At 42.7% G+C, this 24,812-nt stretch carries 43 protein-coding genes; 37 read left to right on the top strand and 6 right to left on the bottom strand.

Annotated features, from left to right (window positions below; all coding sequences use genetic code 11):
* Positions 1–236 precede the first annotated feature (236 nt).
* The 32 genes from bfd (at position 237) to PSF09_RS20065 (ending at position 15,865) form a co-directional block, all read left to right on the top strand.
* The gene (bfd, locus tag PSF09_RS20220; RefSeq protein WP_004907122.1) at positions 237–437 is read left to right on the top strand and encodes a bacterioferritin-associated ferredoxin; all 201 of its coding nucleotides are present in this window, start codon (positions 237–239) and stop codon (positions 435–437) included.
* Positions 438–563: 126 nt separating this feature from the next.
* Positions 564–1,037 (top strand): bacterioferritin, encoded by a 474-nt coding sequence (gene bfr, locus PSF09_RS20215; RefSeq protein ID WP_272666576.1) that lies wholly within the window; start codon positions 564–566, stop codon positions 1,035–1,037.
* Positions 1,038–1,385: 348 nt separating this feature from the next.
* On the top strand, positions 1,386–1,697 hold the full coding sequence (rpsJ, locus tag PSF09_RS20210) for a 30S ribosomal protein S10 (RefSeq protein ID WP_001181005.1): 312 nt from the start codon (positions 1,386–1,388) through the stop codon (positions 1,695–1,697).
* 32 nt (positions 1,698–1,729) lie between these two features.
* The gene (rplC, locus tag PSF09_RS20205) at positions 1,730–2,359 is read left to right on the top strand and encodes a 50S ribosomal protein L3 (RefSeq protein ID WP_004265414.1); all 630 of its coding nucleotides are present in this window, start codon (positions 1,730–1,732) and stop codon (positions 2,357–2,359) included.
* 16 nt (positions 2,360–2,375) lie between these two features.
* On the top strand, positions 2,376–2,981 hold the full coding sequence (gene rplD / locus PSF09_RS20200; RefSeq protein WP_004265418.1) for a 50S ribosomal protein L4: 606 nt from the start codon (positions 2,376–2,378) through the stop codon (positions 2,979–2,981).
* A complete protein-coding gene (gene rplW, locus PSF09_RS20195; protein WP_004265420.1) occupies positions 2,978–3,280 on the top strand; it encodes a 50S ribosomal protein L23 in 303 nt (100 codons plus the stop codon). Before rplD ends, rplW begins: the two co-directional genes overlap by 4 nt.
* A 19-nt stretch (positions 3,281–3,299) precedes the next feature.
* Positions 3,300–4,124, top strand: a complete 825-nt coding sequence (gene rplB / locus PSF09_RS20190; protein WP_004907128.1) for a 50S ribosomal protein L2 — start codon at positions 3,300–3,302, stop codon at positions 4,122–4,124.
* A 14-nt stretch (positions 4,125–4,138) separates the two neighbouring features.
* Positions 4,139–4,417 carry a 30S ribosomal protein S19 gene (gene rpsS, locus PSF09_RS20185; protein WP_004265426.1) on the top strand — a complete coding sequence of 93 codons (279 nt, stop codon included), beginning with the start codon at positions 4,139–4,141 and terminating at the stop codon, positions 4,415–4,417.
* Between the two features lie 15 nt (positions 4,418–4,432).
* Positions 4,433–4,765, top strand: coding sequence for a 50S ribosomal protein L22 (rplV, locus tag PSF09_RS20180; protein WP_004265430.1), 333 nt, complete (start codon positions 4,433–4,435; stop codon positions 4,763–4,765).
* Positions 4,766–4,782: 17 nt separating this feature from the next.
* Positions 4,783–5,484 carry a 30S ribosomal protein S3 gene (gene rpsC, locus PSF09_RS20175; protein WP_004907131.1) on the top strand — a complete coding sequence of 234 codons (702 nt, stop codon included), beginning with the start codon at positions 4,783–4,785 and terminating at the stop codon, positions 5,482–5,484.
* 12 nt (positions 5,485–5,496) lie between these two features.
* Positions 5,497–5,907: a 50S ribosomal protein L16 gene (gene rplP / locus PSF09_RS20170; protein WP_004265436.1), complete on the top strand. Its 411-nt coding sequence runs from the start codon at positions 5,497–5,499 to the stop codon at positions 5,905–5,907.
* A complete protein-coding gene (gene rpmC, locus PSF09_RS20165; RefSeq protein ID WP_004265442.1) occupies positions 5,907–6,098 on the top strand; it encodes a 50S ribosomal protein L29 in 192 nt (63 codons plus the stop codon). The genes rplP and rpmC overlap by 1 nt, the downstream gene beginning before the upstream one ends.
* Entirely contained in the window at positions 6,098–6,352 is a 255-nt protein-coding gene (gene rpsQ, locus PSF09_RS20160; RefSeq protein ID WP_004265446.1) for a 30S ribosomal protein S17, read from the top strand. Before rpmC ends, rpsQ begins: the two co-directional genes overlap by 1 nt.
* A gap of 175 nt (positions 6,353–6,527) precedes the next feature.
* The gene (gene rplN / locus PSF09_RS20155) at positions 6,528–6,899 is read left to right on the top strand and encodes a 50S ribosomal protein L14 (RefSeq protein ID WP_004265449.1); all 372 of its coding nucleotides are present in this window, start codon (positions 6,528–6,530) and stop codon (positions 6,897–6,899) included.
* 11 nt (positions 6,900–6,910) lie between these two features.
* Complete coding sequence (rplX, locus tag PSF09_RS20150) at positions 6,911–7,225, top strand: 50S ribosomal protein L24 (RefSeq protein WP_004265452.1); 315 nt, start codon at positions 6,911–6,913, stop codon at positions 7,223–7,225.
* 15 nt (positions 7,226–7,240) lie between these two features.
* Positions 7,241–7,780, top strand: a complete 540-nt coding sequence (gene rplE / locus PSF09_RS20145) for a 50S ribosomal protein L5 (protein WP_004265455.1) — start codon at positions 7,241–7,243, stop codon at positions 7,778–7,780.
* Positions 7,781–7,792: 12 nt separating this feature from the next.
* A complete protein-coding gene (rpsN, locus tag PSF09_RS20140; RefSeq protein WP_004265458.1) occupies positions 7,793–8,098 on the top strand; it encodes a 30S ribosomal protein S14 in 306 nt (101 codons plus the stop codon).
* Positions 8,099–8,127: 29 nt separating this feature from the next.
* A complete protein-coding gene (gene rpsH, locus PSF09_RS20135; protein ID WP_004907134.1) occupies positions 8,128–8,520 on the top strand; it encodes a 30S ribosomal protein S8 in 393 nt (130 codons plus the stop codon).
* A 14-nt stretch (positions 8,521–8,534) separates the two neighbouring features.
* Complete coding sequence (rplF, locus tag PSF09_RS20130) at positions 8,535–9,068, top strand: 50S ribosomal protein L6 (RefSeq protein ID WP_004265464.1); 534 nt, start codon at positions 8,535–8,537, stop codon at positions 9,066–9,068.
* 9 nt (positions 9,069–9,077) lie between these two features.
* Positions 9,078–9,431, top strand: a complete 354-nt coding sequence (gene rplR / locus PSF09_RS20125; RefSeq protein ID WP_004907138.1) for a 50S ribosomal protein L18 — start codon at positions 9,078–9,080, stop codon at positions 9,429–9,431.
* Positions 9,432–9,445: 14 nt separating this feature from the next.
* Positions 9,446–9,946 carry a 30S ribosomal protein S5 gene (gene rpsE, locus PSF09_RS20120; protein ID WP_004265471.1) on the top strand — a complete coding sequence of 167 codons (501 nt, stop codon included), beginning with the start codon at positions 9,446–9,448 and terminating at the stop codon, positions 9,944–9,946.
* A 6-nt stretch (positions 9,947–9,952) separates the two neighbouring features.
* Entirely contained in the window at positions 9,953–10,132 is a 180-nt protein-coding gene (gene rpmD, locus PSF09_RS20115) for a 50S ribosomal protein L30 (RefSeq protein ID WP_004265475.1), read from the top strand.
* Positions 10,133–10,135: 3 nt separating this feature from the next.
* Positions 10,136–10,570, top strand: a complete 435-nt coding sequence (gene rplO / locus PSF09_RS20110) for a 50S ribosomal protein L15 (protein WP_004265478.1) — start codon at positions 10,136–10,138, stop codon at positions 10,568–10,570.
* Positions 10,571–10,577: 7 nt separating this feature from the next.
* Positions 10,578–11,903, top strand: coding sequence for a preprotein translocase subunit SecY (secY, locus tag PSF09_RS20105; RefSeq protein ID WP_272684407.1), 1,326 nt, complete (start codon positions 10,578–10,580; stop codon positions 11,901–11,903).
* Between the two features lie 46 nt (positions 11,904–11,949).
* Entirely contained in the window at positions 11,950–12,066 is a 117-nt protein-coding gene (rpmJ, locus tag PSF09_RS20100; protein WP_004265484.1) for a 50S ribosomal protein L36, read from the top strand.
* Positions 12,067–12,211: 145 nt separating this feature from the next.
* On the top strand, positions 12,212–12,568 hold the full coding sequence (rpsM, locus tag PSF09_RS20095) for a 30S ribosomal protein S13 (protein WP_004907144.1): 357 nt from the start codon (positions 12,212–12,214) through the stop codon (positions 12,566–12,568).
* Positions 12,569–12,584: 16 nt separating this feature from the next.
* Entirely contained in the window at positions 12,585–12,974 is a 390-nt protein-coding gene (gene rpsK / locus PSF09_RS20090; RefSeq protein WP_002919257.1) for a 30S ribosomal protein S11, read from the top strand.
* A gap of 37 nt (positions 12,975–13,011) precedes the next feature.
* Positions 13,012–13,632 (top strand): 30S ribosomal protein S4, encoded by a 621-nt coding sequence (gene rpsD / locus PSF09_RS20085; protein ID WP_004907147.1) that lies wholly within the window; start codon positions 13,012–13,014, stop codon positions 13,630–13,632.
* Positions 13,633–13,657: 25 nt separating this feature from the next.
* Positions 13,658–14,647, top strand: a complete 990-nt coding sequence (locus PSF09_RS20080; RefSeq protein WP_004265491.1) for a DNA-directed RNA polymerase subunit alpha — start codon at positions 13,658–13,660, stop codon at positions 14,645–14,647.
* Between the two features lie 37 nt (positions 14,648–14,684).
* A complete protein-coding gene (gene rplQ / locus PSF09_RS20075) occupies positions 14,685–15,071 on the top strand; it encodes a 50S ribosomal protein L17 (protein WP_004907152.1) in 387 nt (128 codons plus the stop codon).
* Between the two features lie 143 nt (positions 15,072–15,214).
* Positions 15,215–15,631, top strand: a complete 417-nt coding sequence (gene zntR / locus PSF09_RS20070; RefSeq protein ID WP_210838208.1) for a Zn(2+)-responsive transcriptional regulator — start codon at positions 15,215–15,217, stop codon at positions 15,629–15,631.
* A gap of 33 nt (positions 15,632–15,664) precedes the next feature.
* Positions 15,665–15,865: an alternative ribosome-rescue factor A gene (locus tag PSF09_RS20065; RefSeq protein WP_210838202.1), complete on the top strand. Its 201-nt coding sequence runs from the start codon at positions 15,665–15,667 to the stop codon at positions 15,863–15,865.
* Here the strand turns inward: PSF09_RS20065 and mscL are convergent, their stop codons facing one another.
* The 5 genes from mscL to def all read right to left on the bottom strand — a co-directional run bounded on the left by mscL (position 15,866) and on the right by def (position 20,646).
* Positions 15,866–16,276 (bottom strand): large-conductance mechanosensitive channel protein MscL, encoded by a 411-nt coding sequence (gene mscL, locus PSF09_RS20060; RefSeq protein ID WP_004907161.1) that lies wholly within the window; start codon positions 16,274–16,276, stop codon positions 15,866–15,868.
* A 106-nt stretch (positions 16,277–16,382) separates the two neighbouring features.
* Entirely contained in the window at positions 16,383–17,759 is a 1,377-nt protein-coding gene (gene trkA, locus PSF09_RS20055) for a Trk system potassium transporter TrkA (protein WP_115168139.1), read from the bottom strand.
* 36 nt (positions 17,760–17,795) lie between these two features.
* Positions 17,796–19,079, bottom strand: coding sequence for a 16S rRNA (cytosine(967)-C(5))-methyltransferase RsmB (gene rsmB / locus PSF09_RS20050; protein WP_272666577.1), 1,284 nt, complete (start codon positions 19,077–19,079; stop codon positions 17,796–17,798).
* Between the two features lie 69 nt (positions 19,080–19,148).
* Positions 19,149–20,096 (bottom strand): methionyl-tRNA formyltransferase, encoded by a 948-nt coding sequence (gene fmt, locus PSF09_RS20045; protein ID WP_272666578.1) that lies wholly within the window; start codon positions 20,094–20,096, stop codon positions 19,149–19,151.
* Positions 20,097–20,124: 28 nt separating this feature from the next.
* The gene (gene def / locus PSF09_RS20040; RefSeq protein ID WP_004907170.1) at positions 20,125–20,646 is read right to left on the bottom strand and encodes a peptide deformylase; all 522 of its coding nucleotides are present in this window, start codon (positions 20,644–20,646) and stop codon (positions 20,125–20,127) included.
* A gap of 133 nt (positions 20,647–20,779) precedes the next feature.
* On the opposite strand from def, the gene dprA reads away from it, so the two are divergent.
* From dprA to PSF09_RS20015, 5 genes are read left to right on the top strand one after another with little or no spacing between them, the layout of a single operon-like run.
* Positions 20,780–21,856, top strand: a complete 1,077-nt coding sequence (gene dprA, locus PSF09_RS20035) for a DNA-processing protein DprA (protein ID WP_272666579.1) — start codon at positions 20,780–20,782, stop codon at positions 21,854–21,856.
* 24 nt (positions 21,857–21,880) lie between these two features.
* The gene (locus PSF09_RS20030; protein ID WP_272666580.1) at positions 21,881–22,420 is read left to right on the top strand and encodes a DNA topoisomerase family protein; all 540 of its coding nucleotides are present in this window, start codon (positions 21,881–21,883) and stop codon (positions 22,418–22,420) included.
* A 12-nt stretch (positions 22,421–22,432) separates the two neighbouring features.
* The gene (tsaC, locus tag PSF09_RS20025) at positions 22,433–23,002 is read left to right on the top strand and encodes an L-threonylcarbamoyladenylate synthase type 1 TsaC (RefSeq protein ID WP_272666581.1); all 570 of its coding nucleotides are present in this window, start codon (positions 22,433–22,435) and stop codon (positions 23,000–23,002) included.
* A gap of 5 nt (positions 23,003–23,007) precedes the next feature.
* Positions 23,008–23,826, top strand: coding sequence for a shikimate dehydrogenase (aroE, locus tag PSF09_RS20020; protein ID WP_272666582.1), 819 nt, complete (start codon positions 23,008–23,010; stop codon positions 23,824–23,826).
* Positions 23,823–24,083 (top strand): DUF1488 domain-containing protein, encoded by a 261-nt coding sequence (locus PSF09_RS20015; RefSeq protein WP_272684406.1) that lies wholly within the window; start codon positions 23,823–23,825, stop codon positions 24,081–24,083. The genes aroE and PSF09_RS20015 overlap by 4 nt, the downstream gene beginning before the upstream one ends.
* Here PSF09_RS20015 and PSF09_RS20010 read toward each other — a convergent pair.
* Positions 24,059–24,604 carry a gamma carbonic anhydrase family protein gene (locus tag PSF09_RS20010; RefSeq protein WP_004907188.1) on the bottom strand — a complete coding sequence of 182 codons (546 nt, stop codon included), beginning with the start codon at positions 24,602–24,604 and terminating at the stop codon, positions 24,059–24,061. The two genes, PSF09_RS20015 and PSF09_RS20010, sit on opposite strands and share 25 nt — an antisense overlap.
* Positions 24,605–24,812 lie beyond the last annotated feature (208 nt).

Below are 24,812 nucleotides of genomic sequence, written 5' to 3'. Positions count from 1 at the left end.
TTATTGCATAATACATAGCTTCATTTAGTTTTAAAGAAGGGCACCTTACTAGGTGCCCTTTTTATTGTCATAAACAAAATTACTTATCTTGTCCGTAATCTATTCTTTTGATTTAAATTGTTCGTGTAACAAACTTATTTGTAATAAATGACCTTTGTAAATCATTCTGAATGATAATTGAAATGCAAATCATTTTTATTTAAACTGTCTGTATGTGATTTATACAGGTAAGCACCATGTACATTTGTCTTTGTGAAGCGATTACTGATAAACAGATCAGAAATGCTGCAAGAAAGTATCAAGTAACCTCGCTGAAGGGGCTACGACAAATTTTGCCTGTAGGCTTAGAATGTGGGAAATGCATTAGGCAGACAAAGGCGATTTTATATGAAGAGCAAATGATTTTTGAGGATGCATGTGCCGCTGAGGTTGCATAGTATCTTATACCATTCAAATTATTCCCACCAAATTTATCACCTTTGGTTCAAATACATTGTGTAAAAATTACACTAACATCAATTTCAGTACTACACTTAAAAGACTGGAAGCGATGGAGGGTAGCAATGAAAGGCGATAAAAAAATGATAGCCCACCTAAATAAACTACTGGGCAATGAGTTAGTTGCAATCAACCAATATTTTTTACATGCACGTATGTTTAAAAATTGGGGATTCACACGTCTCAATGAGATGGAATATCACGAATCAATCGATGAAATGAAGCACGCGGACAAATATATAGAGCGAATTCTTTTTCTCGAAGGTATTCCTAACCTACAAGATCTTGGTAAGTTAAATATTGGTGAAGATGTTGAAGAAATGCTTAAGTCAGATTTGCAGCTTGAAATCGATGGGGCAAAAAACCTAAAAGAAGCTATTAAATACGCAGATTCGGTTCATGACTACGTCAGCCGAGACCTGATGATTGAAATTTTAGCAGATGAAGAAAACCATATTGATTGGATAGAAACGCAATTAGAACTAATTACTCGCTTAGGAATTCAAAACTATCTTCAAGCGCAAGTTAAAGAAGAGTAATTTAGTATTTCCATAGCTACTTGCTAAGTAAACTTGTAGTAAAAGCCTCCCAGTCACTTCATTTCCTAAGGCTGAGGGGCTTTTTGAAGAATCTCTTCAAAAAAAACGCACATATTTTCCTCGATTACTTGTGTTTCCCTATAATTTACGTATAATGCGCGGGCTTACTGATGAGTAAGCCCTATATTTTAGGACTGAAATCTCAGTATTGAGTCAACGATTTGTTGCTCATTTAGACAATACTTCCGATTTGGAAGTTACATCAAGAACGATTACACTCTCCCATCAATCGAAATGGGTACGAGGAGTAATCATTTACGTTTATAAAATAGTTGGAGCTCTGGTCTCATGCAGAACCAAAGAATCCGTATCCGCCTGAAAGCTTTTGATCATCGTTTAATCGATCAATCAACTGCGGAAATCGTAGAGACTGCTAAGCGCACTGGTGCGCAAGTTCGTGGTCCTATCCCGCTGCCGACACGTAAAGAGCGTTTTACCGTTCTGATTTCTCCGCACGTTAACAAAGATGCGCGTGATCAGTACGAAATTCGCACTCACAAGCGTCTGGTTGACATCGTTGAGCCAACCGAAAAGACCGTTGATGCTCTGATGCGTCTGGACCTGGCTGCCGGCGTTGACGTGCAGATCAGCCTGGGTTAATCAGGTCGTCGAACGATTGAGAGGTTGAAACAATGAAAGGTTTAGTCGGTAAGAAAGTCGGTATGACTCGTATCTTCACTGAAGATGGCGTTTCTATACCTGTAACTGTTATCGAAATTGAAAATAACCGTGTTACTCAGGTTAAAACTGCAGAAACTGACGGTTATAATGCAATTCAGGTTACTACCGGTAGCAAAAAAGCTAACCGTGTAACTAAGCCTGAAGCAGGTCATTTCGCTAAAGCTGGCGTCGAAGCTGGCCGTATCCTACGTGAATTCCGCATTGAAGACAGTGCAGAATACACAGTAGGTCAAAGCATTAGCGTTGAAATTTTCGCTGACGTTAAAAAAGTCGACGTTACTGGTACATCTAAAGGTAAAGGTTTTGCCGGCACAGTTAAGCGCTGGAATTTCCGTACTCAAGATGCTACTCACGGTAACTCCTTGTCTCACCGTGTTCCGGGTTCTATCGGTCAAAACCAGACTCCGGGCAAAGTGTTTAAAGGCAAGAAAATGGCAGGCCAACTGGGTAATGAACGTGTAACTGTTCAAAGCTTAGATGTAGTACGTGTTGACGCTGAGCGCAACCTGCTGCTGGTCAAAGGTGCTGTTCCAGGAGCAACTGGTAGCAACCTGATCGTAAAACCGGCTGTCAAGGCTTAACGTCGAGGAGATAGGAATGGAATTGGTAATGAAAGACGCGCAAAGCGCGCTGACTGTTTCCGAAACTACCTTCGGGCGTGATTTCAATGAAGCGCTTGTCCACCAAGTAGTTGTTGCGTATGCAGCTGGTGCTCGTCAAGGTACTCGTGCTCAGAAAACTCGTGCTGAAGTTTCTGGTTCAGGTAAAAAACCATGGCGTCAAAAAGGTACTGGCCGTGCACGTTCTGGTTCAGTAAAGAGCCCAATTTGGCGCTCTGGTGGTGTTAGCTTCGCAGCTAAACCACAGGACCACAGTCAAAAAGTTAATAAGAAGATGTACCGTGGTGCTTTAAAAAGCATCCTCTCTGAGTTGGTACGTCAAGATCGTCTGATCGTTGTCGAGAAGTTCTCTGTTGAAGCACCTAAAACTAAGTTGCTGGCACAGAAACTGAAAGATATGGCTCTGGAAGATGTTCTGATCATCACTGCTGAATTAGATGAAAATCTGTTTTTAGCAGCACGCAACCTGTATAAGGTTGACGTTCGTGATGCAGCAGGTATTGACCCAGTTAGCCTGATCGCCTTCGACAAAGTGGTTATGACTGCTGATGCTGTGAAGCAAGTTGAGGAGATGCTGGCATGATCCGTGAAGAACGTCTGCTGAAAGTACTGCGCGCGCCGCATGTATCTGAAAAAGCTTCTACAGCGATGGAAAAAAGCAATACCATCGTTCTCAAAGTTGCGAAAGATGCGACTAAAGCAGAAATCAAAGCTGCTGTACAGAAACTGTTTGAAGTCGAAGTTGAAGGTGTTAACACTTTGCTGGTTAAAGGCAAAACTAAACGCCACGGTCAGCGTTTCGGTCGTCGTAGCGACTGGAAAAAAGCTTACGTCACGCTGAAAGAAGGCCAAAATTTGGACTTCATTAGCGGTGCTGAGTAAGTCGGAGGAGTAAAGAACAATGGCAGTTGTTAAATGTAAACCTACGTCTCCGGGCCGTCGCCACGTAGTTAAAGTGGTTAACCCTGAGCTGCATAAGGGTAAGCCTTATGCTCCGCTGTTAGAAAAAAACAGCAAATCCGGTGGTCGTAACAACAATGGCCGTATCACTACCCGTCATATCGGTGGTGGCCATAAGCAGCATTATCGTTTAGTTGACTTTAAACGCAACAAAGATGGTATTCCTGCAGTTGTTGAACGTTTGGAATATGATCCAAATCGTTCTGCGAACATTGCACTGGTTCTATATAAAGACGGTGAACGTCGTTATATTCTTGCACCAAAAGGCTTGAAAGCTGGTGACCAGATTCAATCTGGTGTTGATTCAGCAATCAAAGCTGGTAATGCACTGCCGATGCGCAACATCCCTGTTGGTTCTACAGTTCATAATATCGAACTGAAACCAGGTAAAGGTGGACAGTTAGCGCGTTCAGCAGGTACTTACGCTCAAATCGTTGCTCGTGATGGCGCTTATGTTTCATTACGTTTACGTTCTGGTGAAATGCGTAAAGTTTTAGCTGATTGCCGTGCAACTCTTGGTGAAGTTGGTAACGCTGAACATATGTTACGTGTTCTCGGTAAAGCTGGTGCTAGCCGCTGGCGTGGTATTCGTCCTACCGTTCGCGGTACTGCGATGAACCCAGTTGACCATCCACATGGTGGTGGTGAAGGCCGTAACTTTGGTAAACACCCAGTAACACCATGGGGCGTTCAAACCAAAGGTAAGAAAACTCGTAGCAACAAGCGTACTGATCAATTCATCGTACGTCATCGTTCTAAAAAATAATTAGAGGATAAACCATGCCACGTTCTCTCAAGAAAGGTCCTTTTATTGACCTGCACTTGCTGAAGAAGGTAGAGAAAGCGGTGGAAAGCGGAGACAAGAAGCCTCTTAAGACTTGGTCCCGTCGTTCAACGATCTTTCCTAATATGATCGGATTGACCATCGCTGTCCATAATGGTCGTCAGCATGTTCCAGTTTTCGTAACCGACGAAATGGTTGGTCACAAACTGGGTGAATTCGCACCGACTCGCACTTATCGCGGCCACGCGGCAGATAAGAAAGCTAAGAAACGTTAAGGATAGGAGGAAGAGATGGAAACTTTAGCTATGCATCGCCACGCTCGTTCTTCTGCCCAGAAGGTTCGCTTAGTTGCCGACCTGATTCGCGGTAAGAAAGTGTCGCAAGCTCTGGAAATTCTGACCTACACCAACAAGAAAGCTGCTGGTTTAGTGAAGAAAGTACTTGAATCTGCAATTGCTAACGCAGAGCAAAACGATGGCGCTGACATTGATGACCTGAAAGTTGCGAAAATTTTCGTAGACGAAGGTCCAACCATGAAACGCATCATGCCGCGTGCGAAAGGCCGTGCAGATCGTATTCTTAAGCGCACCAGCCACATTACTGTGGTTGTGTCCGATCGCTGAGACTCTGGAGACTAGCAATGGGTCAGAAAGTACATCCTAATGGTATTCGCCTGGGTATTGTCAAACCTTGGAACTCTACTTGGTATGCGAACACCAATGAATTCGCTGACAACCTAGACAGCGATTTTAAAGTACGCCAGTACTTGAATAAAGAATTGGCAAAAGCGTCAATCTCTCGCATCGTTATCGAACGTCCTGCGAAAAGCATCCGTGTGACTATTCACACTGCTCGCCCAGGTATCGTTATCGGTAAGAAAGGTGAAGACGTCGAAAAACTGCGTAAAACAGTAGCGGATATCGCTGGTGTTCCTGCGCAAATCAATATCGCCGAAGTTCGTAAACCAGAACTAGACGCTAAATTAGTTGCTGACAGCATCTCTTCACAGCTGGAACGTCGTGTTATGTTCCGTCGTGCTATGAAGCGTGCAGTACAGAACGCAATGCGTCTGGGCGCTAAAGGTATTAAAGTTGAAGTCAGTGGCCGCTTAGGTGGTGCTGAAATCGCTCGTACCGAGTGGTATCGTGAAGGCCGTGTGCCACTGCACACATTACGTGCTGATATCGATTACAACACTTCAGAAGCGCACACCACTTACGGTGTTCTCGGCGTTAAGGTATGGATCTTCAAAGGTGAGATTCTGGGTGGTATGGCTGCTGTTGAACAAGCTGAGAAACCAGCTGCTCAACCTAAAAAGCAGCAGCGTAAAGGCCGCAAGTAAGGAGAGTCGCTGATGTTACAACCAAAGCGTACAAAATTCCGTAAGGTGCACAAAGGCCGCAACCGTGGTCTAGCGCAAGGTACGGATGTTAGCTTCGGCACTTTCGGTCTTAAAGCTGTTGGCCGTGGTCGTCTGACTGCACGTCAGATCGAAGCGGCACGTCGTGCTATGACCCGTGCTATTAAGCGTCAAGGTAAAATCTGGATCCGTGTGTTCCCAGACAAACCAATCACTGAGAAACCACTCGAAGTTCGTATGGGTAAAGGTAAAGGTAACGTAGAATATTGGGTTGCCTTAATCCAGCCTGGTAAAGTACTGTACGAAATGGACGGTGTGCCTGAAGAGCTGGCTCGTGAGGCATTCTCTCTGGCAGCAGCGAAACTGCCTATCAAAACCACCTTTGTAACTAAGACGGTGATGTAATGAAAGCACAAGAGCTGCGCGAAAAAAGCGTTGAAGAGCTGAATGCTGAACTTTTGAACCTGTTACGTGAACAATTTAATTTACGTATGCAGGCTGCAAGTGGTCAGCTGCAACAGTCTCATCTGTTGAAACAAGTGCGTCGCGATATCGCACGTGTGAAGACTTTACTGACTGAGAAGGCAGGTGCGTAATGAGCGATAAAATCCGTACTCTGCAAGGTCGTGTAGTTAGCGATAAAATGGAGAAATCTATTGTTGTTGCTATCGAGCGTATGGTGAAACACCCTCTGTATGGTAAATTCATCCGTCGTACGACTAAATTGCACGTACATGACGAGAACAATGAATGTGGAATCGGTGACGTGGTAGAAATCCGCCAAACTCGTCCACTGTCTAAGACTAAGTCTTGGGCCTTAGTTCGCGTTGTAGAAAAAGCTGTTCTGTAATAGAATAACTTTTCCTGATGAATAAACGGCTCTTTTTCATTGAGCCGTTTATTTTTTTCTGTCCAACACGATGATGTGGTGTTATAATGCCGCGCCCTCGTAGTATGGGTATATTTGAACGGCCTCTTCATAATGAGGTGGCTCAGTAGTAGTTGACATTTAGCGGAGCACTAAAATGATCCAAGAACAGACTATGCTGAACGTGGCCGACAACTCCGGTGCACGTCGCGTAATGTGTATCAAGGTTCTAGGTGGCTCGCACCGTCGCTATGCACATGTAGGCGACATCATTAAAATTACTGTTAAAGAAGCAATTCCACGCGGTAAAGTTAAAAAGGGTGATGTCCTGAAAGCGGTAGTGGTGCGCACCAAGAAGGGTGTACGTCGCCCTGACGGTTCTGTCATTCGCTTCGATGGTAATGCTTGTGTGTTATTAAACAATAACAGCGAGCAAGTAATCGGTACGCGTATTTTTGGGCCGGTAACTCGTGAACTTCGTAACGAGAAGTTTATGAAAATTATCTCTCTGGCACCTGAAGTACTCTAAGGAGCGAAACTATGGCAGCGAAAATCCGTCGTGATGACGAAGTTATCGTGCTAACTGGGAAAGACAAAGGTAAGCGCGGTAAAGTAAAGCAGGTTATTTCTTCTAGTAAAGTTATTGTTGAAGGTATCAATCTGGTTAAAAAACATCAGAAGCCTGTACCGGCTCTGAACCAACCAGGTGGCATCGTTGAAAAAGAAGCGGCTATTCAAGTTTCTAACGTTGCAATCTTTAACGCGGCAACTGGTAAGGCTGACCGTGTAGGCTTTAGATTCGAAGACGGCAAAAAAGTCCGTTTCTTCAAATCTAACAGTGAAACTATCAAGTAATTTTTGGAGTATACGATGGCGAAACTGCATGATTACTATAAAGACGAAGTAGTTAATAAACTCATGACTGAGTTTAGCTACACTTCTGTCATGCAAGTCCCTCGGGTCGAGAAGATCACCCTGAATATGGGTGTTGGTGAAGCGATTGCTGATAAAAAACTGCTGGATAACGCAGCAGCTGATTTAACAGCGATCTCAGGTCAAAAACCTTTGATCACCAAAGCACGCAAATCTGTTGCAGGCTTCAAAATCCGTCAGGGCTATCCAATCGGCTGTAAAGTAACCCTGCGTGGCGAACGCATGTGGGAGTTCCTTGAGCGTCTGATTTCTATTGCTGTACCACGTATTCGTGACTTCCGTGGCTTGTCCGCTAAGTCTTTCGATGGTCGCGGTAACTACAGCATGGGTGTTCGTGAACAAATCATCTTCCCTGAAATCGATTACGATAAAGTGGATCGCGTGCGTGGTTTAGATATTACTATCACCACTACTGCGAAATCAGATGACGAAGGTCGCGCACTGTTAGCAGCGTTCAACTTCCCGTTCCGCAAGTAAGGCAGGGTACTCATGGCTAAGAAATCTATGAAAGCGCGTGATGTTAAACGTGCTAAATTAGCTGAGAAATTCTTCGCAAAACGCGTAGAACTGAAAGCTATCATCTCTGATGTTAAAGCATCTGATGAAGATCGCTGGGACGCTGTTCTCAAGCTGCAAACACTGCCACGTGATTCAAGTCCTTCTCGTCAGCGTAACCGCTGCCGTCAAACAGGGCGTCCGCACGGTTTCCTGCGGAAGTTTGGTCTGAGCCGTATTAAAGTCCGTGAAGCCGCTATGCGCGGTGAAATCCCGGGCCTTAAAAAGGCAAGTTGGTAATTCCATTTGAATCACGGGAGTAAAGACAGATGAGCATGCAAGATCCCATCGCGGATATGCTGACCCGTATCCGTAACGGTCAGGCCGCGAACAAAGTTGCGGTCACCATGCCTTCCTCCAAGCTGAAAGTGGCAATTGCCAAAGTGCTGAAGGAAGAAGGTTATATTGAAGATTTTAAAATTGAAGGCGACATCAAGCCAGAATTGGAACTGACTTTACGTTATTTCCAAGGCAAGGCTGTTGTAGAAAGCATTCAGCGTGTAAGCCGCCCAAGTCTGCGCATCTATAAGAAAAAAGATGAGCTGCCACAAGTTATGGCTGGTTTAGGTATCGCTGTTGTTTCTACCTCTAAAGGTGTCATGACTGATCGTGCAGCTCGCCAAGCTGGTCTTGGTGGCGAGATTCTCTGCTACGTAGCTTAATTCGGGAGGAAAGAATGTCTCGTGTGGCAAAAGCACCCGTCGTCATTCCTGCCGGCGTAGAGGTAAAACTCAACGGTCAGGTTATTTCGATTAAGGGTAAAAACGGCGAGCTTACTCGTACTATCCATAATGCAGTTGAAGTTAAAAGCGAAGACAATCAACTGACTTTCGCACCACGCGAAGGTTTTGATGATGCATGGGCACAAGCGGGTACTACTCGTTCACTGTGCAATGCAATGGTTGTTGGTGTTACCGAAGGCTTCACTAAAAAGCTTCAACTGGTCGGTGTTGGTTACCGTGCAGCAATCAAAGGCAATGCAGTAAGCTTGTCTTTAGGTTTCTCGCATCCGGTTGAACACGCACTGCCAGCAGGCATTACTGCTGAATGCCCAACACAAACTGAAATCGTACTGAAAGGTGCGGATAAGCAAGTGATTGGTCAAGTTGCAGCAGAACTGCGTGCTTACCGTCGTCCTGAACCTTATAAAGGTAAAGGTGTTCGTTACGCCGATGAAATCGTGCGTACCAAAGAGGCTAAGAAGAAGTAAGGTAACACTATGGATAAGAAAGCAGCTCGTATCCGTCGTGCGACCCGCGCACGCCGTAAGATCCAAGAATTGGGTGCGACTCGCCTGGTGGTACATCGTACTCCACGCCATATTTATGCGCAGGTTATCGCACCAAACGGTTCTGAAACATTGGTTGCAGCTTCTACTACAGAAAAAGCTATCAATGAACAAGTTAAGTTTACTGGAAACAAAGACGCAGCAGCAATTGTTGGTAAATTAGTTGCTGAACGCGCACTGGAAAAAGGCATCACTGTTGTTGCTTTTGACCGTTCTGGTTTCCAATATCATGGTAGAGTCCAGGCACTGGCAGATGCTGCCCGTGAAGCTGGCCTTCAGTTCTAAGGTAGAGGTGTAAGATGGCTCACATCGAGAAACAAGCTGGCGAACTGCAGGAAAAGCTGATCGCGGTAAACCGCGTAGCAAAAACCGTTAAAGGTGGCCGTATTTTCAGCTTTACCGCACTGACTGTAGTTGGTGATGGTAACGGTCGCGTTGGTTTTGGCTACGGCAAAGCGCGCGAAGTTCCGGCAGCAATCCAGAAAGCGATGGAAAAAGCCCGTCGCAGTATGAAAACCGTTGCTCTAAACAACGGCACATTGTTCCACCCTGTGAAAGGTACACACACTGGTTCTCGTGTGTTTATGCAACCTGCTCACGAAGGTACCGGTATCATTGCCGGCGGTGCAATGCGTGCTGTTTTAGAAGTAGCTGGAGTTCGCAACGTACTGGCTAAAACCTATGGTTCCACAAACCCAATCAACGTGGTTCGTGCAACACTGGATGCTTTAGACAGCATGAAGTCTCCAGAAATGGTCGCAGCTAAGCGTGGAAAATCCGTCGAAGAAATTCTGGGGTAATCGGCTATGGCTAAGACTATTAAAATTACACAAGTTCGCAGTTCAATCGGTCGTCTGCCTAAGCATAAGGCAACACTGGTCGGTTTAGGTCTGCGTCGCATTGGTCATACAGTAGAGCGCGAGGATACTCCTGCTGTACGTGGTATGGTCAACTTGGTTTCCTACATGGTTAAAGTTGAGGAGTAAGAGATGCGTTTAAATACTCTGTCTCCGGCTGAAGGTGCCAAGCACGCGCCTAAACGCGTAGGTCGTGGTATCGGTTCTGGTCTGGGTAAAACCGGCGGCCGTGGTCACAAAGGTCAGAAATCTCGTTCTGGCGGTGGCGTACGTCGTGGTTTCGAAGGTGGCCAGATGCCTTTATATCGTCGTTTACCGAAATTCGGTTTCACTTCACGTAAAGCAATGATCACTGCAGAGATTCGTCTGTCTGATTTTGCTGCTGTTGAAGGCGATGTTATTGATCTGAACGCACTGAAAGCCGCGAACGTTGTTGGCATCCAGATTGAATATGCTAAAGTTATTCTGTCTGGCGAAGTGAACCGTGCAGTTACTGTACGTGGCCTTCGTGTTACTAAAGGTGCTCGCGCTGCAATCGAAGCTGCCGGCGGTAAAATTGAGGAATAAGTGACAGATGGCTAAACAACCAGGATTAGATTTTCAAAGTGCCAAGGGTGGAGCTGGCGAACTTAAACGCAGACTTTTGTTTGTAATTGGTGCGCTAATTGTTTTCCGAATTGGTTCTTTTATTCCAATCCCTGGTATTGATGCCACTGTGCTTGCCAAATTGCTCGAACAGCAACAAGGCACCATCATTGAAATGTTTAACATGTTCTCTGGTGGTGCTCTTAGCCGTGCTTCTATCTTTGCTTTGGGTATCATGCCGTATATTTCGGCATCGATCATTATCCAATTATTATCAGTGGTTAATCCACGATTAGCAGAGATCAAGAAGGAAGGAGAAGCAGGTCGTCGGAAGATAAGCCAATATACTCGCTGGGGTACTCTGGTATTAGCAATATTCCAATCTATTGGTATTGCAATGGGTCTACCGAATATGCCAGGGATGCAAGGGTTAGTCATTGATCCAGGCCTCCCGTTCTACTTTACGGCAGTTGTTAGCTTAGTCACAGGGACTATGTTCCTAATGTGGTTAGGTGAGCAGATAACTGAAAGAGGTATCGGTAACGGTATTTCTATCATTATCTTCGCTGGTATTGTTGCGGGATTACCGCCGGCTATTGGCCATACCATCGAGCAAGCTCGGCAAGGCGATCTGCACTTCCTCCTGTTGCTGTTGGTTGCGGTGTTAGTATTCGCGGTTACTTTCTTTGTTGTGTTTATGGAACGTGGTCAACGTCGTATCGTCGTTAATTACGCTAAACGTCAGCAAGGTCGCCGTGTTTACGCAGCACAAAGTACGCATTTACCGTTAAAAGTGAATATGGCGGGTGTAATTCCTGCAATTTTTGCTTCCAGTATCATACTATTCCCGGGTACAATAGCTTCTTGGTTTGGTGATGGAACTGGCTGGGACTGGCTGACTACAATTTCTATGTATTTGCAGCCTGGTCAACCGTTATATGTGTTACTTTATGCATCTGCGATCATCTTCTTCTGTTTCTTCTATACGGCGTTGGTTTTCAACCCAAGAGAAACAGCAGATAACCTGAAGAAGTCCGGTGCATTTGTACCAGGAATTCGTCCGGGAGAGCAAACGGCCAAGTACATTGATAAGGTAATGACTCGCTTAACATTAGTTGGTGCATTATATATTACCTTCATCTGCCTAATCCCGGAGTTCATGCGTGACGCAATGAGAGTACCTTTTTACTTTGGTGGTACTTCCCTCTTAATCGTGGTTGTCGTTATCATGGACTTTATGGCTCAAGTGCAAACTCTGATGATGTCAAGTCAGTATGAGTCTGCATTGAAGAAAGCAAACCTGAAAGGTAAGTAATCACTTAGTGTGATTATGGTTTGCTTAGAAGTTACGGAGAGTAAAAATGAAAGTTCGTGCTTCCGTCAAGAAATTATGCCGTAACTGCAAAATTATCCGTCGCAATGGTAGCGTTCGTGTAATTTGTAGTGTTGAACCAAGACATAAACAACGTCAAGGTTAAGAAAAAGCATTTTTTTCTTGCAAAGTTGGGTTGAGCTGGCTAAATTAGCCAGCCAATCTTTTTTATCTAAGATACATTATTGTTTGAGTATCCTGAAAACGGGCTTTTCAGCACAGTAATGTATATTTTAACTTAGGAGTGCATAGTGGCCCGTATAGCAGGCATTAACATTCCTGATCATAAACATACTGTAATCGCTTTAACATCGATTTTCGGTATCGGTAAGACCCGTTCACAGGCTATCTGTGAAGCAACAGGTATTGCTGAAAATGTTAAGATCAGTGAGCTGTCTGAAGAACAAATCGACAAGCTGCGTGACGAAGTTGCTAAATACGTTGTAGAAGGTGACTTACGTCGTGAAATTACCCTGAGCATCAAGCGTCTGATGGACCTTGGATGTTACCGTGGTTTACGTCATCGTCGTGGTCTTCCTGTGCGCGGACAGCGTACTAAGACTAACGCTCGTACCCGTAAGGGTCCGCGTAAGCCGATCAAGAAATAAGTCGGGGTATTGAATAATGGCAAAAGCACCAATTCGTGCACGTAAGCGTGTAAGAAAACAAGTCTCAGACGGTGTGGCTCATATCCATGCTTCTTTCAACAACACAATCGTTACTATTACTGACCGTCAAGGTAACGCATTAGGTTGGGCAACTGCCGGTGGTTCCGGTTTCCGTGGTTCTCGCAAATCTACTCCGTTCGCAGCTCAGGTTGCAGCAGAGCGTTGCGCAGAAGCTGTGAAAGAATACGGAATCAAAAACCTGGAAGTTATGGTTAAGGGACCGGGTCCGGGTCGCGAATCAACAATTCGTGCTCTGAACGCCGCTGGTTTTCGCATCACTAATATTACTGATGTGACTCCTATCCCTCATAACGGTTGTCGCCCACCGAAAAAACGTCGCGTTTAATACGTTTCGTTTTTTTTAGGACTGTTGGAGAAAGAAAATGGCTAGATATTTGGGTCCTAAGCTCAAGCTGAGCCGTCGCGAAGGAACAGACCTCTTTCTGAAGTCTGGTGTTCGCGCGATTGACACCAAGTGTAAATTAGAACAGGCTCCAGGCCAGCACGGTGCGCGTAAACCGCGTCTGTCTGACTATGGTGTCCAGTTACGTGAAAAACAAAAAGTTCGTCGTATGTTCGGTGTTCTGGAACGTCAATTCCGTAACTATTACAAAGAAGCAACACGCCTGAAAGGTAACACAGGTGAAAACCTGCTGACTTTGCTGGAAGGTCGTCTTGATAACGTCGTTTACCGTATGGGCTTTGGCGCAACTCGCGCAGAAGCACGTCAAATGGTTAGCCACAAAGCTATCATGGTAAATGGTCGCGTAGTTAATATCGCTTCTTATCAGGTTTCCCCGAATGACGTTATCAGCGTTCGTGAGAAAGCTAAAAAACAGTCTCGTATTAAGGCTGCTTTAGAGCTGGCTGAACAGCGTGAGAAGCCAACTTGGCTGGAAGTTGATGCTGCTAAAATGGAAGGTGTGTTCAAACGTATTCCTGAACGTACTGACTTGTCTGCGGACATTAACGAACACCTGATCGTCGAGCTTTACTCCAAGTAAAGCTTAGCACCAAAGAGAGGACACAATGCAGGGTTCTGTGACAGAGTTTCTAAAACCGCGCCTGGTAGATATCGAGCAAGTGAGTTCGACGCACGCTAAGGTGACCCTTGAGCCTTTAGAGCGTGGCTTTGGCCATACTCTTGGTAACGCACTGCGCCGTATTCTGCTTTCGTCTATGCCGGGTTGTGCGGTGACAGAGGTTGAAATTGATGGTGTACTGCATGAGTACAGCACCAAAGAAGGTGTACAGGAAGATATCCTGGAGATTCTCCTCAACCTGAAAGGGCTGGCGGTAAAAGTTCAGGGGAAAGATGAAGTTATTTTAACCTTGAATAAATCTGGCATTGGCCCTGTGACTGCAGCCGACATCATCCATGATGGTGATGTCGAAATCGTCAAGCCACAGCACATCATCTGCCACCTGACTGACGAAAGCGCATCTATTAATATGCGAATTAAAGTACAGCGTGGTCGTGGTTATGTGCCGGCTTCTGCCCGAGTTCATTCGGAAGAAGATGAGCGCCCAATCGGTCGTTTGTTAGTCGATGCTTGCTACAGCCCAGTAGAGCGTATAGCCTACAATGTTGAAGCAGCTCGTGTTGAGCAACGTACAGACTTGGATAAGTTAGTTATTGAAATGGAAACTAACGGTACAATCGATCCTGAAGAGGCGATTCGCCGTGCGGCAACCATTCTGGCTGAACAACTTGAAGCTTTTGTTGACTTACGTGATGTACGTCAGCCTGAAGTTAAAGAAGAAAAACCAGAATTCGATCCTATCTTATTGCGCCCAGTTGACGATCTGGAATTGACTGTCCGCTCTGCTAACTGCCTCAAAGCAGAAGCTATCCACTACATCGGTGATCTGGTACAGCGTACAGAAGTTGAGTTGCTTAAAACGCCTAACCTTGGTAAGAAATCTCTTACTGAAATTAAGGACGTCTTGGCATCTCGTGGTCTTTCTCTGGGCATGCGCTTAGAAAATTGGCCACCAGCAAGTATTGCTGATGATTAAGATCACAGGTTAAGGTTTTACTGAGAAGGATAAGGTCATGCGCCATCGTAAGAGTGGTCGTCAATTGAACCGCAACAGCAGCCACCGCCAAGCTATGTTCCGTAACATGGCAGGTTCTTTAGTTCGTCATGAAATCATCAAGACGACTCTGCCTAAAGCGAAAGAACTGCGTCGCGTCGTTGAGCCGCTGATTACTCTTGCCAAGACCGACAGCGTAGCTAATCGTCGTCTGGCATTCGCACGTACTCGTGATAACGAGATCGTTGCAAAATTATTTAATGAACTGGGACCTCGTTTCGCAGCTCGTGCAGGTGGTTACACTCGTATTCTTAAGTGTGGCTACCGTACAGGTGACAACGCTCCGATGGCTTACATCGAGCTTGTTGACCGTGCTGTTGAGTCTCAAGAAGCAGCTGCAGAGTAATCTGTCGTCGCTTTCAGGAAAACCGGGTATATTTGCCCGGTTTTTTTGTACCTGCTATTCTTAACTTATTCAAAGATAATTTCTGCCCTCTTGAATTTTCTGTTACTAACCCTTATTTATTCGCTGAGGTGATATCCATGAGTATGTATAAAATCGGTGAAATTGCTAGGTTGGCTGATGTAACTCCAGACACAATTCGTTTTTATGAAAAACAAGGTTTGATGGGACACAAAGAAAGAACTGAAGGTGGGTATCGGTTATTTACTGAGCATGATCTGCAGCGTTTGCGTTTTATTCGTTATGCAAAACAGTTAGGCTTTACTTTAGAAGCTATTACTGAGCTACTCTCAATACGGGTTGATCCTGAACATCATACTTGTCAGGAATCTAAACAGATTGTAGATCTTAGATTACTTGAAGTCGAAAAAAAGATACAAGAGCTTATTATTATGCGCGATTCGTTGAAGATGTTAAGTTCAGTATGTTGTGGTGAAGAACATGCGACAACGTATTGCTCTATTATGGAAATATTAGAAAAAGGCGCATCTAAAGTTTATTAATTATATAATTAGCTAACTATATGAAGGTATATTATGAGTAAATATCAACATAAACGTGGTGAGATTAAAGATAATGCGATTGAAGCATTACTCCATGACCCACTATTTCGCCAGAGAGTTGAGAAAAATAAAAAAGGAAAAGGCAGCTATACAAGGAAAGGTAAGAATAATAAGGCGAGTAACTGGGAGGCCAGTGGTAATAGGTTTATTTACTTATTACCACTGGCCTTTTAGTTATTTTTTATTTTGTTCTTTCAAAAGATCACGAATTTCTGATAATAGAACTTCTTCTTTAGAAGGTGGCGCAGGCTCTGCTGGTGCGGCTTCTTTTTCGCGGCGAACTTTATTCATAACTTTAATTGCCATAAAGATAGCAAAGGCAACAATAACAAAGTCAAAAACAGTTTGTATAAACATACCATAATTTAGTACAACTGCTGGTAAATCACCCTGTGCTTCTTTCAGCACGATGCTGAATGATTTAAAATCAACACCACCGATTAGTAACCCTAGCGGAGGCATGATGACATCAGCAACTAATGAAGATACAATTTTACCAAATGCGGCACCAATAATAATACCGACTGCCATATCCACTACATTACCTTTCATGGCAAATTCGCGGAAATCTTTTAAAAAGCTCATTAGACGACCCCTTAATAAATAACTCAATTGAAACAAAACATGTATTAGGTTAACAAATTATAGTCGCTAGAATTATTAAGCTGCAAATATTTACTATTTTTATTTTTTATAAGAAGAATGGACTCGGTTGAAATAATTTTTCAACTTCGGGTACATACTTTTTATCTGTAATAAACATAATGACATGGTCACCTTGTTCAATAATATGGTAATCACTAGCTATAATGACTTCTTCTTCTCGGACAATCGCACCAATAATAGTTCCTGGAGGAAGTTTAATTTCAGATATTTTTTTACCAACAACTTTTGACGTATTTTCATCACCGTGTGCAATTGCCTCAATGGCTTCCGCAACACCTCTTCTTAAAGATGAGACATTGACTATATCTGCTTTTCTGACATGGCTTAGTAAAGCAGAAATAGTTGCTTGCTGAGGTGAAATAGCAATGTCAATGACCCCACCTTGAACAAGTTCAACGTATGCAGAGCGTTGTATAAGCACCATTGCTTTTTTAGCACCCATTTTTTTAGCTAACATAGCAGACATAATATTAGCTTCATCATCATTTGTTAGGGCAATAAAAACATCCATTTGCTCTATGTGCTCTTCAGTGAGTAACTCTTGGTCGGATGCATCTCCATAAAACACAATTGTATCATGCAGTAGCTCAGCAAGTTCTGTTGCACGCTTCTGGTTGCGTTCAATAAGTTTCACGCTGTAATCTTTTTCTAGCCGTCTTGCTAGACCAGCTCCAACGTTGCCACCACCAACTATCATCAAACGTTTGTATGGTTTTTCTAACCTTTGCAACTCACTCATTACGGCTCGGATATGTTGTGTAGAAGCAACAAAAAAAACTTCGTCTCCCGCTTCAATGATTGTTGAGCCTTGCGGCCGGATAGGCCTATCTTGGCGGAAAATAGCGACAACGCGAGTATCAATATGTGGCATATGTTCGCGTAAACTCGATAATGCATTACCCACAAGTGAACCGCCGTAATAAGCTTTTACAGCAACAATACTGACTTTACCTTCTGCAAAGTTTACAACTTGAAGAGCGCCAGGGTATTGAATTAATTTATAGATATAATCGATAACTAATTGTTCAGGCGATATTAAGTAGTCAATTGGGATTTGTTCAGGTAGGAACAGTTTGTCGGATTCACGGATATATTCAGTTGCCCTGATACGCGCTATTTTATTTGGGGTATTGAATAGGCTATAGGCAATCTGGCAAGCAATCATGTTAGTTTCATCGGAATTGGTCACTGCTACTAACATATCCGCATCTTCTGCACCTGCATCTCGAAGCACTCTAGGGTGAGAACCATGGCCATTTACCACTCGTAGATCGAATTGATCCTGTAACTGACGTAAGCGATCAGCATCGGTATCGACGACGGTAATATCATTGTTCTCATCAACTAAATTTTCAGCAAGCGTGCCGCCAACTTGCCCAGCACCTAGAATAATGATCTTCATTACATATTCCTATATCAGAGACCTGGCTACAATTTCCTACACTTTTTTAATTAAGCGAGCATAAAAGAAACCATCACCACCATTAGTATTCGGTAATATTTGTAATCCAGCATCAGTACCGTCATTAAGACAGGCGTCATTATGTTTAGATAGGAAATTTTGTATTTGTTTTCCGTTTTCTTCGGGCATAATTGAACAAGTCGCATAGACCAGTGTGCCGCCCGGTTTTAAATAAGGCCAGATAGCTTCGAGAATTTGAGTTTGTAGTTGTGCTAATTCATTTATGTCTGAATCACGACGTAGCCATTTAATGTCAGGATGACGTCGAATAACGCCTGTTGCGGAACAAGGAGCATCAAGCAAAATACGATCAAATTGCTGACCTTGAGCCCATGTTTCAGGCTGTGTTCCGTCTCCTTGTATAACAACGGCATGTTGCTTTAGGCGAATTAAATTTTCTTTCACTCTTTTAAGGCGCGATTCATCAATGTCTACAGCAATAACATTGGCCTTAGGGGCTAATTCTAAAATATGGGTTGTTTTTCCACCTGGTGCTGCACATAAATCTAAAATACTATCCCCATTTTGCGGTTCGAGTAATTCAGCACAGCCTTGCGCTGAAACATCTTGTACTGTCGACCAACCATCCTCAAAGCCTGGAAGATGAGAAACTGCTGTAGGTTCATCTAAGCGGATAGCATTTGGATGTGAAGAGTGCAAATGTGCGGTTATCTCAGATTGCTCTAATAAGTTGAGATATTGTGCAGCGGTGTGATGCTGGGAGTTTACTCTTAACCACATAGGTGGGCGTTGGTTATTTGCTTCAATAATAGATTGCCAATCATCTGGATAGGCTGCTTGTAGGCGCTTTAATAACCAGCTTGGATGTAAATATTGGCTAGTGTTGTTAGCAATTCTTTCTTCTAATTGTCCTTGTTGACGCTGAAATGAACGCAACACGCCATTAATAAGCCCTTTTAATTGGGGTTTTTTCAGTGCTACTGCTCCATTTACTGTTTCTGCTAATGCAGCATGAGGTGGAATGCGAGTATAAAGTAGCTGATAGATACCTACCATAATTAAGTAATGCAGGGTTCTTTGTTTACCCGTTAATGGTTTTTCCATTAGCTGACTAATAAACCATTCAAGCTTAGGTAAATAACGTAAAACGCCAAAGCAAATTTCTTGTAATAAAGCTTTATCTTTATCATTGATATTGCGTTGTAAGTCAGGTAATACAGTGCTTAGTGATTGCCCGTTATCAAGGACTTGATTAATTGCTGTTGCCGCGATACTACGCAAATTATATGTGTTTTTCATATGGTGAAGATGAATATATTAGTGACTGAAATAAAACTGCCTGAAGGCATCAGGCAGTTTACAAGTTCGTTATGCTAGAATTTGCTCTGGAGTAAACCATTCGCGACGAGAGTTTAGGATATCTTGTGCACTCATTGCTTTTTTGCCAGGCGGTTGTAGCTGAGTAATATTTAGTATGCCATTTCCTGTGGCGATACATATACCTTTTTTATCAGCGCTAATAATTGTTCCTGGTTGCTTGTCATGTTCGTCTGTGAATACTTCAGCTTGCCAAACTTTAATGAGTTGATCTTCAACCATGAAATAACTCATTGGCCAAGGATTGAAAGCACGAATACAACGCTCAATATGTACAGCATCATCTTGCCAGTTGATGCGAGCTTCCTCTTTCGATAATTTTTCAGCATAATTTGCTAATGAATCGTCTTGTTTCTCAGCAACGCATTGACCTGCGGATAACATCTCAACAGTATGAATTAATGCTTCAGGGCCTGTTATTGCTAATTTATCATATAACGAGGCGCTCGTATCACTAGTGCTAATTGGACAAATTGCTTTGTAAAGCATGTCTCCAGTATCTAAACCTGCGTCCATTTGCATAATAGTCACACCCGTTTCAGTATCACCAGCCCAAATAGAACGTTGAATTGGTGCCGCTCCTCTCCAGCGAGGTAACAAAGAGCCGTGAACATTCAAGCAACCTAAGCGAGGGATATCAAGAACGGCTTGTGGTAAAATCAATCCATAAGCAACAACTATCATTAAGTCTGCATTTTGGTTTTTTATCCACTGCTGGTTTTCGCTATCTCTAAGAGATATTGGTTGAAAAACAGGGAGTTGGTTTTCTTCAGCGAGCACCTTGACAGGGCTTGGTGTTAATTTTTTACCTCTCCCTGCAGGTTTATCATGGCGGGTGAGAACGCCTACGATTTGGTGCCTGGTACCTAAGAGAGCAGCTAAGTGTTTGGCCGCAAAATCTGGTGTACCCGCAAAAATAATTTTCAATGGCTCTGACACGTTAATTTCCCTATTTATATTTAGCGAACTAGCTATTCTTGGCTTCTTTTGCTCTTAGTCTGTCTAGTTTTTCAACTTTCTGGCGGATACGCTGACGTTTTAAAGGCGATAAATAGTCAACAAATAGCTTACCAACAAGGTGGTCCATTTCATGTTGGATACAAATAGCTAATAAACCATCAGCCTCTAGTTCAAAAGACTCGCCGTTATAATTTAGTGCACGAACTTTTACCTGCTCAGCACGAGGGACGAAGCCATGTTGTTCCGGAATAGACAAGCAACCTTCTTCGATACCTGTTTCCCCAGATTTATCTAACAATTCAGGGTTAATAAGAACTAAGCGCTCATCACGAGTTTCGGACACATCAATGACGATGATTCGCTGGTGGATATCGACTTGTGTCGCTGCAAGGCCAATACCTTCTTCTTCATACATGGTATCGAACATATCATCAACGATACGCTGTATAGAAGCATCAACTTTGTCTACTGGCTTAGCAATTGTGCGTAAGCGTTCGTCTGGATAATGTAATACGTTTAAGACTGACATAAATTTTTCGAGCGGTTTCCAAAATGTGAATGGGAATTAATGACTATTCTAGACATTTCTCTTTCATATTGACAGTATTGGTTATGATTTGTTCACTGAAGAACCTATTTGTTAATGAGTCAGGATGACAATAATGGATACCCAAGAAATTTGGTTAAGGATGTCTCAAGTTAAAAGGCTATTGCCCTTGAATGCAGTAAGAATAATTTATGAGCTAAAACAACTAAATAAAATTAGCTATCAGGCTTTACACCATCATGGTTTGAATGAAATACAGCAATTACAATTTATGAATGTCTCTATGCACCGGCTAGAAAAAGTACAAGCATGGCTTTCAAATAAACATCATCAAATGATTACTTACTGTGATTCCCATTACCCTTTTTTATTAAAGCAAATTTACAGTCCCCCTCTTTTATTATTTGCCGTGGGAAAAAGTGAATTATTGGTAGCGCCACAAATTGCTATCGTTGGCAGTCGTAGAGCAAGTGAATATGGCAGAATATGGACTAACCTGTTTGTAAAGAGTTTTGTTCACCATGGTATAACCATCACTAGTGGGCTTGCATTAGGTATCGACGGTATAAGCCATAAAGCAGCTCTAGATAATAGAGGTGAAACAATTGCGGTTTTAGGTAGCGGATTAGCAAATATTTACCCGCGTCAACATGCTGAATTAGCTGAAAAGATTAAAAATTATGGTGCGTTGATTTCAGAATATTGGCCGGATGTACCACCATTACCTAAGCAATTTCCCAAGAGAAACCGTATTATTAGTGGGTTAAGTAAAGCAGTTGTTGTCATTGAAGCTGGAATGAAAAGCGGATCATTAATAACTGCTAGATATGCATTAGAGCAAAACCGTGACTTATTTACATTGCCTGCTCCATTGGGTAATTCTGCATTCCATGGTAACCATTGGCTATTGCAGCAAGGAGCTTATCTATTAGCTGAACCTGAAGATGTATTGCAACATATTGGTGATGGGTTAAATTGGATACAAACAGAATTGCCTATAGAAAAGGTACCACTTGAGTTTAGTGTGGTAGAAAATAAAATTTTAGGTATGGTGGGGTACCAAGCGACACCAGTAGATGTCATTGCAGAACAGACCCAAATTCCTGTTACTCAAATAATTACCATATTAACTGAGATGGAAATCAATGGAGTAGTTAGCTCGGGGGCTGGTGGGTATACCAGAGTCACTTAGTTAAAAGCAACAGTAGAGAAAAACATGTCTAAACAACTGCCCTTCGATACAGAGAAAAATGAACATTGTCCAGAATGCGATTCCTTGCTTGTTATCCGCAATAGTTCACATGGGCCTTTTTTAGGTTGTTCAAGTTATCCACAATGTCATTATATGAGGCCTCTAAGACCTACAGTAGAAAGCCATATTATTAAAGTATTAAGTGGTCAACATTGTCCTAAATGTAGTCATGACTTAGTGCTGAAGCAAGGCCGATTTGGCATGTTTATTGGTTGTAGTAATTATCCTGAATGTGAACATATTGAGCTAATTGATAAGCCGGATGAAACTAAAATTTCTTGTCCGCAATGCCAAACAGGGAATTTATTACAGAGAAAATCGCGTTTTGGTAAGACTTTTTATGCTTGTGATAATTATCCTAACTGTCAGTTTATATTAAATAATAAGCCTATTACTGGTCAATGTAAGTATTGTGAATATCCATTACTTATGGAAAAAAGGGGGGGACAGGGAGTAAGATTATTTTGTGCCAGCAAACGCTGCGGTAAGCAACAAGAAGAATAATGAGTTAAAACTATGTCAAATATATCTACACCTGCAATTGAAAGTATCATAAGTTCATTACAACACGAGGAGGTTATTGCCTACCCAACAGAAGCCGTATTTGGTTTAGGCTGTGACCCAGATAGTGAAAAGGCAGTACATAAGTTATTAGAATTGAAGCAACGTCCTTGGGAAAAAGGATTAATTCTGATTGCTGATAGCTATGAACAATTAAAAGACTATATAGATGATGAGCAGCTAATGGAAGATCAGAAACAAGCGATGTTTGCAACATGGCCGGGGCCAGTAACATGGGTGATCCCTGCAAAAAAAACGACGCCAAAATGGTTGACTGGCCGGTTTGATACCATCGCAGTGAGGGTTACAGACCATGAATTAGTAAAAAGCTTATGCCATCATTATGGCAAACCTTTAGTGTCTACAAGTGCAAATTTAAGTGGTTTAGAGCCTTGTCGAACAACAGAAGAAGTCATTGCTCAATTTAAAGGAAGTGTTCCTGTCCTTGATGGAATAGTGGGTGGCCGCCAAAATCCTTCTGAAATAAGAGACGCAAAAACAGGGCAACTATATCGTAAAGGATAATATTGATGGAAATGTTTGCGGTTTTTGGCAATCCAATTCAACACAGTAAATCACCTGTTATACATAAAATGTTTGCAGAGCAAACAGGCATTTCACTGAGATATGAAAAAATCCTAGCACCAGTAGAGGGTTTCGAACAAAGCTTAATAGGTTTTTTTTCACAAGGTGGAAAGGGCGCAAACATTACATTGCCATTTAAGGAGCGCGCCTTTCAGGCTGTTTCTGAATTAACAGCGAGAGCTCAAACTTGTGGTGCAGTTAATACGGTCATGAAGCTTGATGATCATCGATTGCTGGGAGACAACACAGATGGAATGGGGCTTTTGTTAGATTTACAGCGTTTGAATTTTGTACATCCAAGTAGCCGAATATTAATAGTTGGTGCTGGTGGTGCAACACGTGGAGCATTATTGCCACTTTTAGAATATGGCTGTGATATCACTTTAACAAATAGAACCTTTTCTAAGGTAGTGCTATTAATTAACGAATTTTCAGCGCTAGGAAAAATATGTGGGAAGGAGATCTCGCAGATCGTATCTGCTGATTTTGATCTGATCATCAATGCGACTTCATCTGGTGTGAATGGAGAGGTTCCTGCAATTGATCCAAATGTATTTAGCCATCAAGTTGCATGTTATGACATGTTTTATCAATCGTCATTAACTCCTTTCCTTGAATTTGCGGCTCAACATCAAGTGACTAAGATAGCGGATGGTTTGGGTATGCTTGTAGGACAAGCCGCATTTTCTTTTAAGCTATGGCATGGCGTTCTTCCTGAAATTACACCTGTTCTATCTGCTTTATATAAGGAATTGAAAGGGTGAATCAGCAAATTCAATTTCCTGATAGAGAAGAGTGGGACGAGCTATCCAAGCAAGTACGTTTTCCTGTATTGATCAGCGGAATGCTTTCCGAATGTGCAATTCCTCAGTCATTGCTATTTCAACGCTATGGTAAAGAAGAAACACCTCTGAGGCTATTTCAGCAGTATCGATGGGATATAGAAGAAGAGTTTGAAGCCCTGATTGAACAAGGCTTCGATGGTGAAGACGGGCTTTACGTATTATCAGAAGCTAAATAGTTATTTTTCCATTCAACATAGTTATTCGCTGAATAACGTAAATGACCTAACTCAGCATCAGTCAATTTTCGGATGGCTTTTGCTGGGCTCCCTGTATATAAGTAACCGGACTCGAGCCTTTTTCCTTGAGTTACTAAACTGTTAGCTCCAATAATAACGTCATCTTCGACTATAGCCCCATCAATAACAATTGAGCCCATTCCAACCAGTACTCTATTCCCTATAGTGCAACCATGTAACATGACTTTATGACCAATGGTGACATCTTCTCCAATAATTAGCGGGTTGCCCTCAGGGTTACTGGCAGATTTATGCGTGACATGTAGTACTGAGCCATCTTGGATATTGGTGCGTGCGCCAATAGAGATATAGTTAACATCACCACGCAAAACACTGAGAGGCCAAATACTGACATCATCAGCTATGCGAACATCTCCAATTACAACAGAAGATGGGTCAATGAAAACGCGTGCATTAATTGAAGGATAAATACCTAAATAAGGGCGTAAAAGTGTGTTCATAGTGATAACCGTAAAAAGAAATAAAGGATAGCTGTTAAATAACTCGCTAATTCATTATGAATTTATGAGCCAGGTTGGCTGCTAAAGTTAGAATTATAGGCATGAAGTCGCTTCTTTTATAATCGTTATGCAGCGAAAAAGCACAAGGTGGCTATTTTATCCGCAAACGGAGTTTTTTTTTAAAAAAAAGGTTGTGTAATTCTGAAGG

It is taken from the genome of Providencia sp. PROV141 (assembly GCF_028481645.1).
GTDB classification, from domain to species: domain Bacteria; phylum Pseudomonadota; class Gammaproteobacteria; order Enterobacterales; family Enterobacteriaceae; genus Providencia; species Providencia rettgeri.
This window is presented reverse-complemented; position numbering and strand designations above follow the sequence as displayed.

What these genes read in the sequence shown, in the direction of transcription:
- PSF09_RS20030 (WP_272666580.1), top strand. Translation starts at nt 21,881, where the DNA reads ATGTCTAAACAACTGCCCTTCGATACAGAGAAAAATGAACATTGTCCA.
- bfr (WP_272666576.1), top strand. Translation starts at nt 564, where the DNA reads ATGAAAGGCGATAAAAAAATGATAGCCCACCTAAATAAACTACTGGGC.
- zntR (WP_210838208.1), top strand. Translation starts at nt 15,215, where the DNA reads ATGTATAAAATCGGTGAAATTGCTAGGTTGGCTGATGTAACTCCAGAC.
- rpsC (WP_004907131.1), top strand. Translation starts at nt 4,783, where the DNA reads ATGGGTCAGAAAGTACATCCTAATGGTATTCGCCTGGGTATTGTCAAA.
- rpmC (WP_004265442.1), top strand. Translation starts at nt 5,907, where the DNA reads ATGAAAGCACAAGAGCTGCGCGAAAAAAGCGTTGAAGAGCTGAATGCT.
- rpsS (WP_004265426.1), top strand. Translation starts at nt 4,139, where the DNA reads ATGCCACGTTCTCTCAAGAAAGGTCCTTTTATTGACCTGCACTTGCTG.
- PSF09_RS20010 (WP_004907188.1), bottom strand. Translation starts at nt 24,604, where the DNA reads ATGAACACACTTTTACGCCCTTATTTAGGTATTTATCCTTCAATTAAT.
- rpsK (WP_002919257.1), top strand. Translation starts at nt 12,585, where the DNA reads ATGGCAAAAGCACCAATTCGTGCACGTAAGCGTGTAAGAAAACAAGTC.
- rplD (WP_004265418.1), top strand. Translation starts at nt 2,376, where the DNA reads ATGGAATTGGTAATGAAAGACGCGCAAAGCGCGCTGACTGTTTCCGAA.
- rplW (WP_004265420.1), top strand. Translation starts at nt 2,978, where the DNA reads ATGATCCGTGAAGAACGTCTGCTGAAAGTACTGCGCGCGCCGCATGTA.
- rpsN (WP_004265458.1), top strand. Translation starts at nt 7,793, where the DNA reads ATGGCTAAGAAATCTATGAAAGCGCGTGATGTTAAACGTGCTAAATTA.
- rpmD (WP_004265475.1), top strand. Translation starts at nt 9,953, where the DNA reads ATGGCTAAGACTATTAAAATTACACAAGTTCGCAGTTCAATCGGTCGT.
- def (WP_004907170.1), bottom strand. Translation starts at nt 20,646, where the DNA reads ATGTCAGTCTTAAACGTATTACATTATCCAGACGAACGCTTACGCACA.
- rplN (WP_004265449.1), top strand. Translation starts at nt 6,528, where the DNA reads ATGATCCAAGAACAGACTATGCTGAACGTGGCCGACAACTCCGGTGCA.
- PSF09_RS20065 (WP_210838202.1), top strand. Translation starts at nt 15,665, where the DNA reads ATGAGTAAATATCAACATAAACGTGGTGAGATTAAAGATAATGCGATT.
- trkA (WP_115168139.1), bottom strand. Translation starts at nt 17,759, where the DNA reads ATGAAGATCATTATTCTAGGTGCTGGGCAAGTTGGCGGCACGCTTGCT.
- tsaC (WP_272666581.1), top strand. Translation starts at nt 22,433, where the DNA reads ATGTCAAATATATCTACACCTGCAATTGAAAGTATCATAAGTTCATTA.
- secY (WP_272684407.1), top strand. Translation starts at nt 10,578, where the DNA reads ATGGCTAAACAACCAGGATTAGATTTTCAAAGTGCCAAGGGTGGAGCT.
- rplE (WP_004265455.1), top strand. Translation starts at nt 7,241, where the DNA reads ATGGCGAAACTGCATGATTACTATAAAGACGAAGTAGTTAATAAACTC.
- rplX (WP_004265452.1), top strand. Translation starts at nt 6,911, where the DNA reads ATGGCAGCGAAAATCCGTCGTGATGACGAAGTTATCGTGCTAACTGGG.
- rplV (WP_004265430.1), top strand. Translation starts at nt 4,433, where the DNA reads ATGGAAACTTTAGCTATGCATCGCCACGCTCGTTCTTCTGCCCAGAAG.
- rplP (WP_004265436.1), top strand. Translation starts at nt 5,497, where the DNA reads ATGTTACAACCAAAGCGTACAAAATTCCGTAAGGTGCACAAAGGCCGC.
- rplR (WP_004907138.1), top strand. Translation starts at nt 9,078, where the DNA reads ATGGATAAGAAAGCAGCTCGTATCCGTCGTGCGACCCGCGCACGCCGT.
- rplF (WP_004265464.1), top strand. Translation starts at nt 8,535, where the DNA reads ATGTCTCGTGTGGCAAAAGCACCCGTCGTCATTCCTGCCGGCGTAGAG.
- rpsJ (WP_001181005.1), top strand. Translation starts at nt 1,386, where the DNA reads ATGCAGAACCAAAGAATCCGTATCCGCCTGAAAGCTTTTGATCATCGT.
- rsmB (WP_272666577.1), bottom strand. Translation starts at nt 19,079, where the DNA reads ATGAAAAACACATATAATTTGCGTAGTATCGCGGCAACAGCAATTAAT.
- bfd (WP_004907122.1), top strand. Translation starts at nt 237, where the DNA reads ATGTACATTTGTCTTTGTGAAGCGATTACTGATAAACAGATCAGAAAT.
- aroE (WP_272666582.1), top strand. Translation starts at nt 23,008, where the DNA reads ATGGAAATGTTTGCGGTTTTTGGCAATCCAATTCAACACAGTAAATCA.
- rplB (WP_004907128.1), top strand. Translation starts at nt 3,300, where the DNA reads ATGGCAGTTGTTAAATGTAAACCTACGTCTCCGGGCCGTCGCCACGTA.
- mscL (WP_004907161.1), bottom strand. Translation starts at nt 16,276, where the DNA reads ATGAGCTTTTTAAAAGATTTCCGCGAATTTGCCATGAAAGGTAATGTA.
- rpsH (WP_004907134.1), top strand. Translation starts at nt 8,128, where the DNA reads ATGAGCATGCAAGATCCCATCGCGGATATGCTGACCCGTATCCGTAAC.
- rpsD (WP_004907147.1), top strand. Translation starts at nt 13,012, where the DNA reads ATGGCTAGATATTTGGGTCCTAAGCTCAAGCTGAGCCGTCGCGAAGGA.
- dprA (WP_272666579.1), top strand. Translation starts at nt 20,780, where the DNA reads ATGGATACCCAAGAAATTTGGTTAAGGATGTCTCAAGTTAAAAGGCTA.
- rplO (WP_004265478.1), top strand. Translation starts at nt 10,136, where the DNA reads ATGCGTTTAAATACTCTGTCTCCGGCTGAAGGTGCCAAGCACGCGCCT.
- rpsE (WP_004265471.1), top strand. Translation starts at nt 9,446, where the DNA reads ATGGCTCACATCGAGAAACAAGCTGGCGAACTGCAGGAAAAGCTGATC.
- rpmJ (WP_004265484.1), top strand. Translation starts at nt 11,950, where the DNA reads ATGAAAGTTCGTGCTTCCGTCAAGAAATTATGCCGTAACTGCAAAATT.
- PSF09_RS20080 (WP_004265491.1), top strand. Translation starts at nt 13,658, where the DNA reads ATGCAGGGTTCTGTGACAGAGTTTCTAAAACCGCGCCTGGTAGATATC.
- rpsQ (WP_004265446.1), top strand. Translation starts at nt 6,098, where the DNA reads ATGAGCGATAAAATCCGTACTCTGCAAGGTCGTGTAGTTAGCGATAAA.
- rplQ (WP_004907152.1), top strand. Translation starts at nt 14,685, where the DNA reads ATGCGCCATCGTAAGAGTGGTCGTCAATTGAACCGCAACAGCAGCCAC.
- rplC (WP_004265414.1), top strand. Translation starts at nt 1,730, where the DNA reads ATGAAAGGTTTAGTCGGTAAGAAAGTCGGTATGACTCGTATCTTCACT.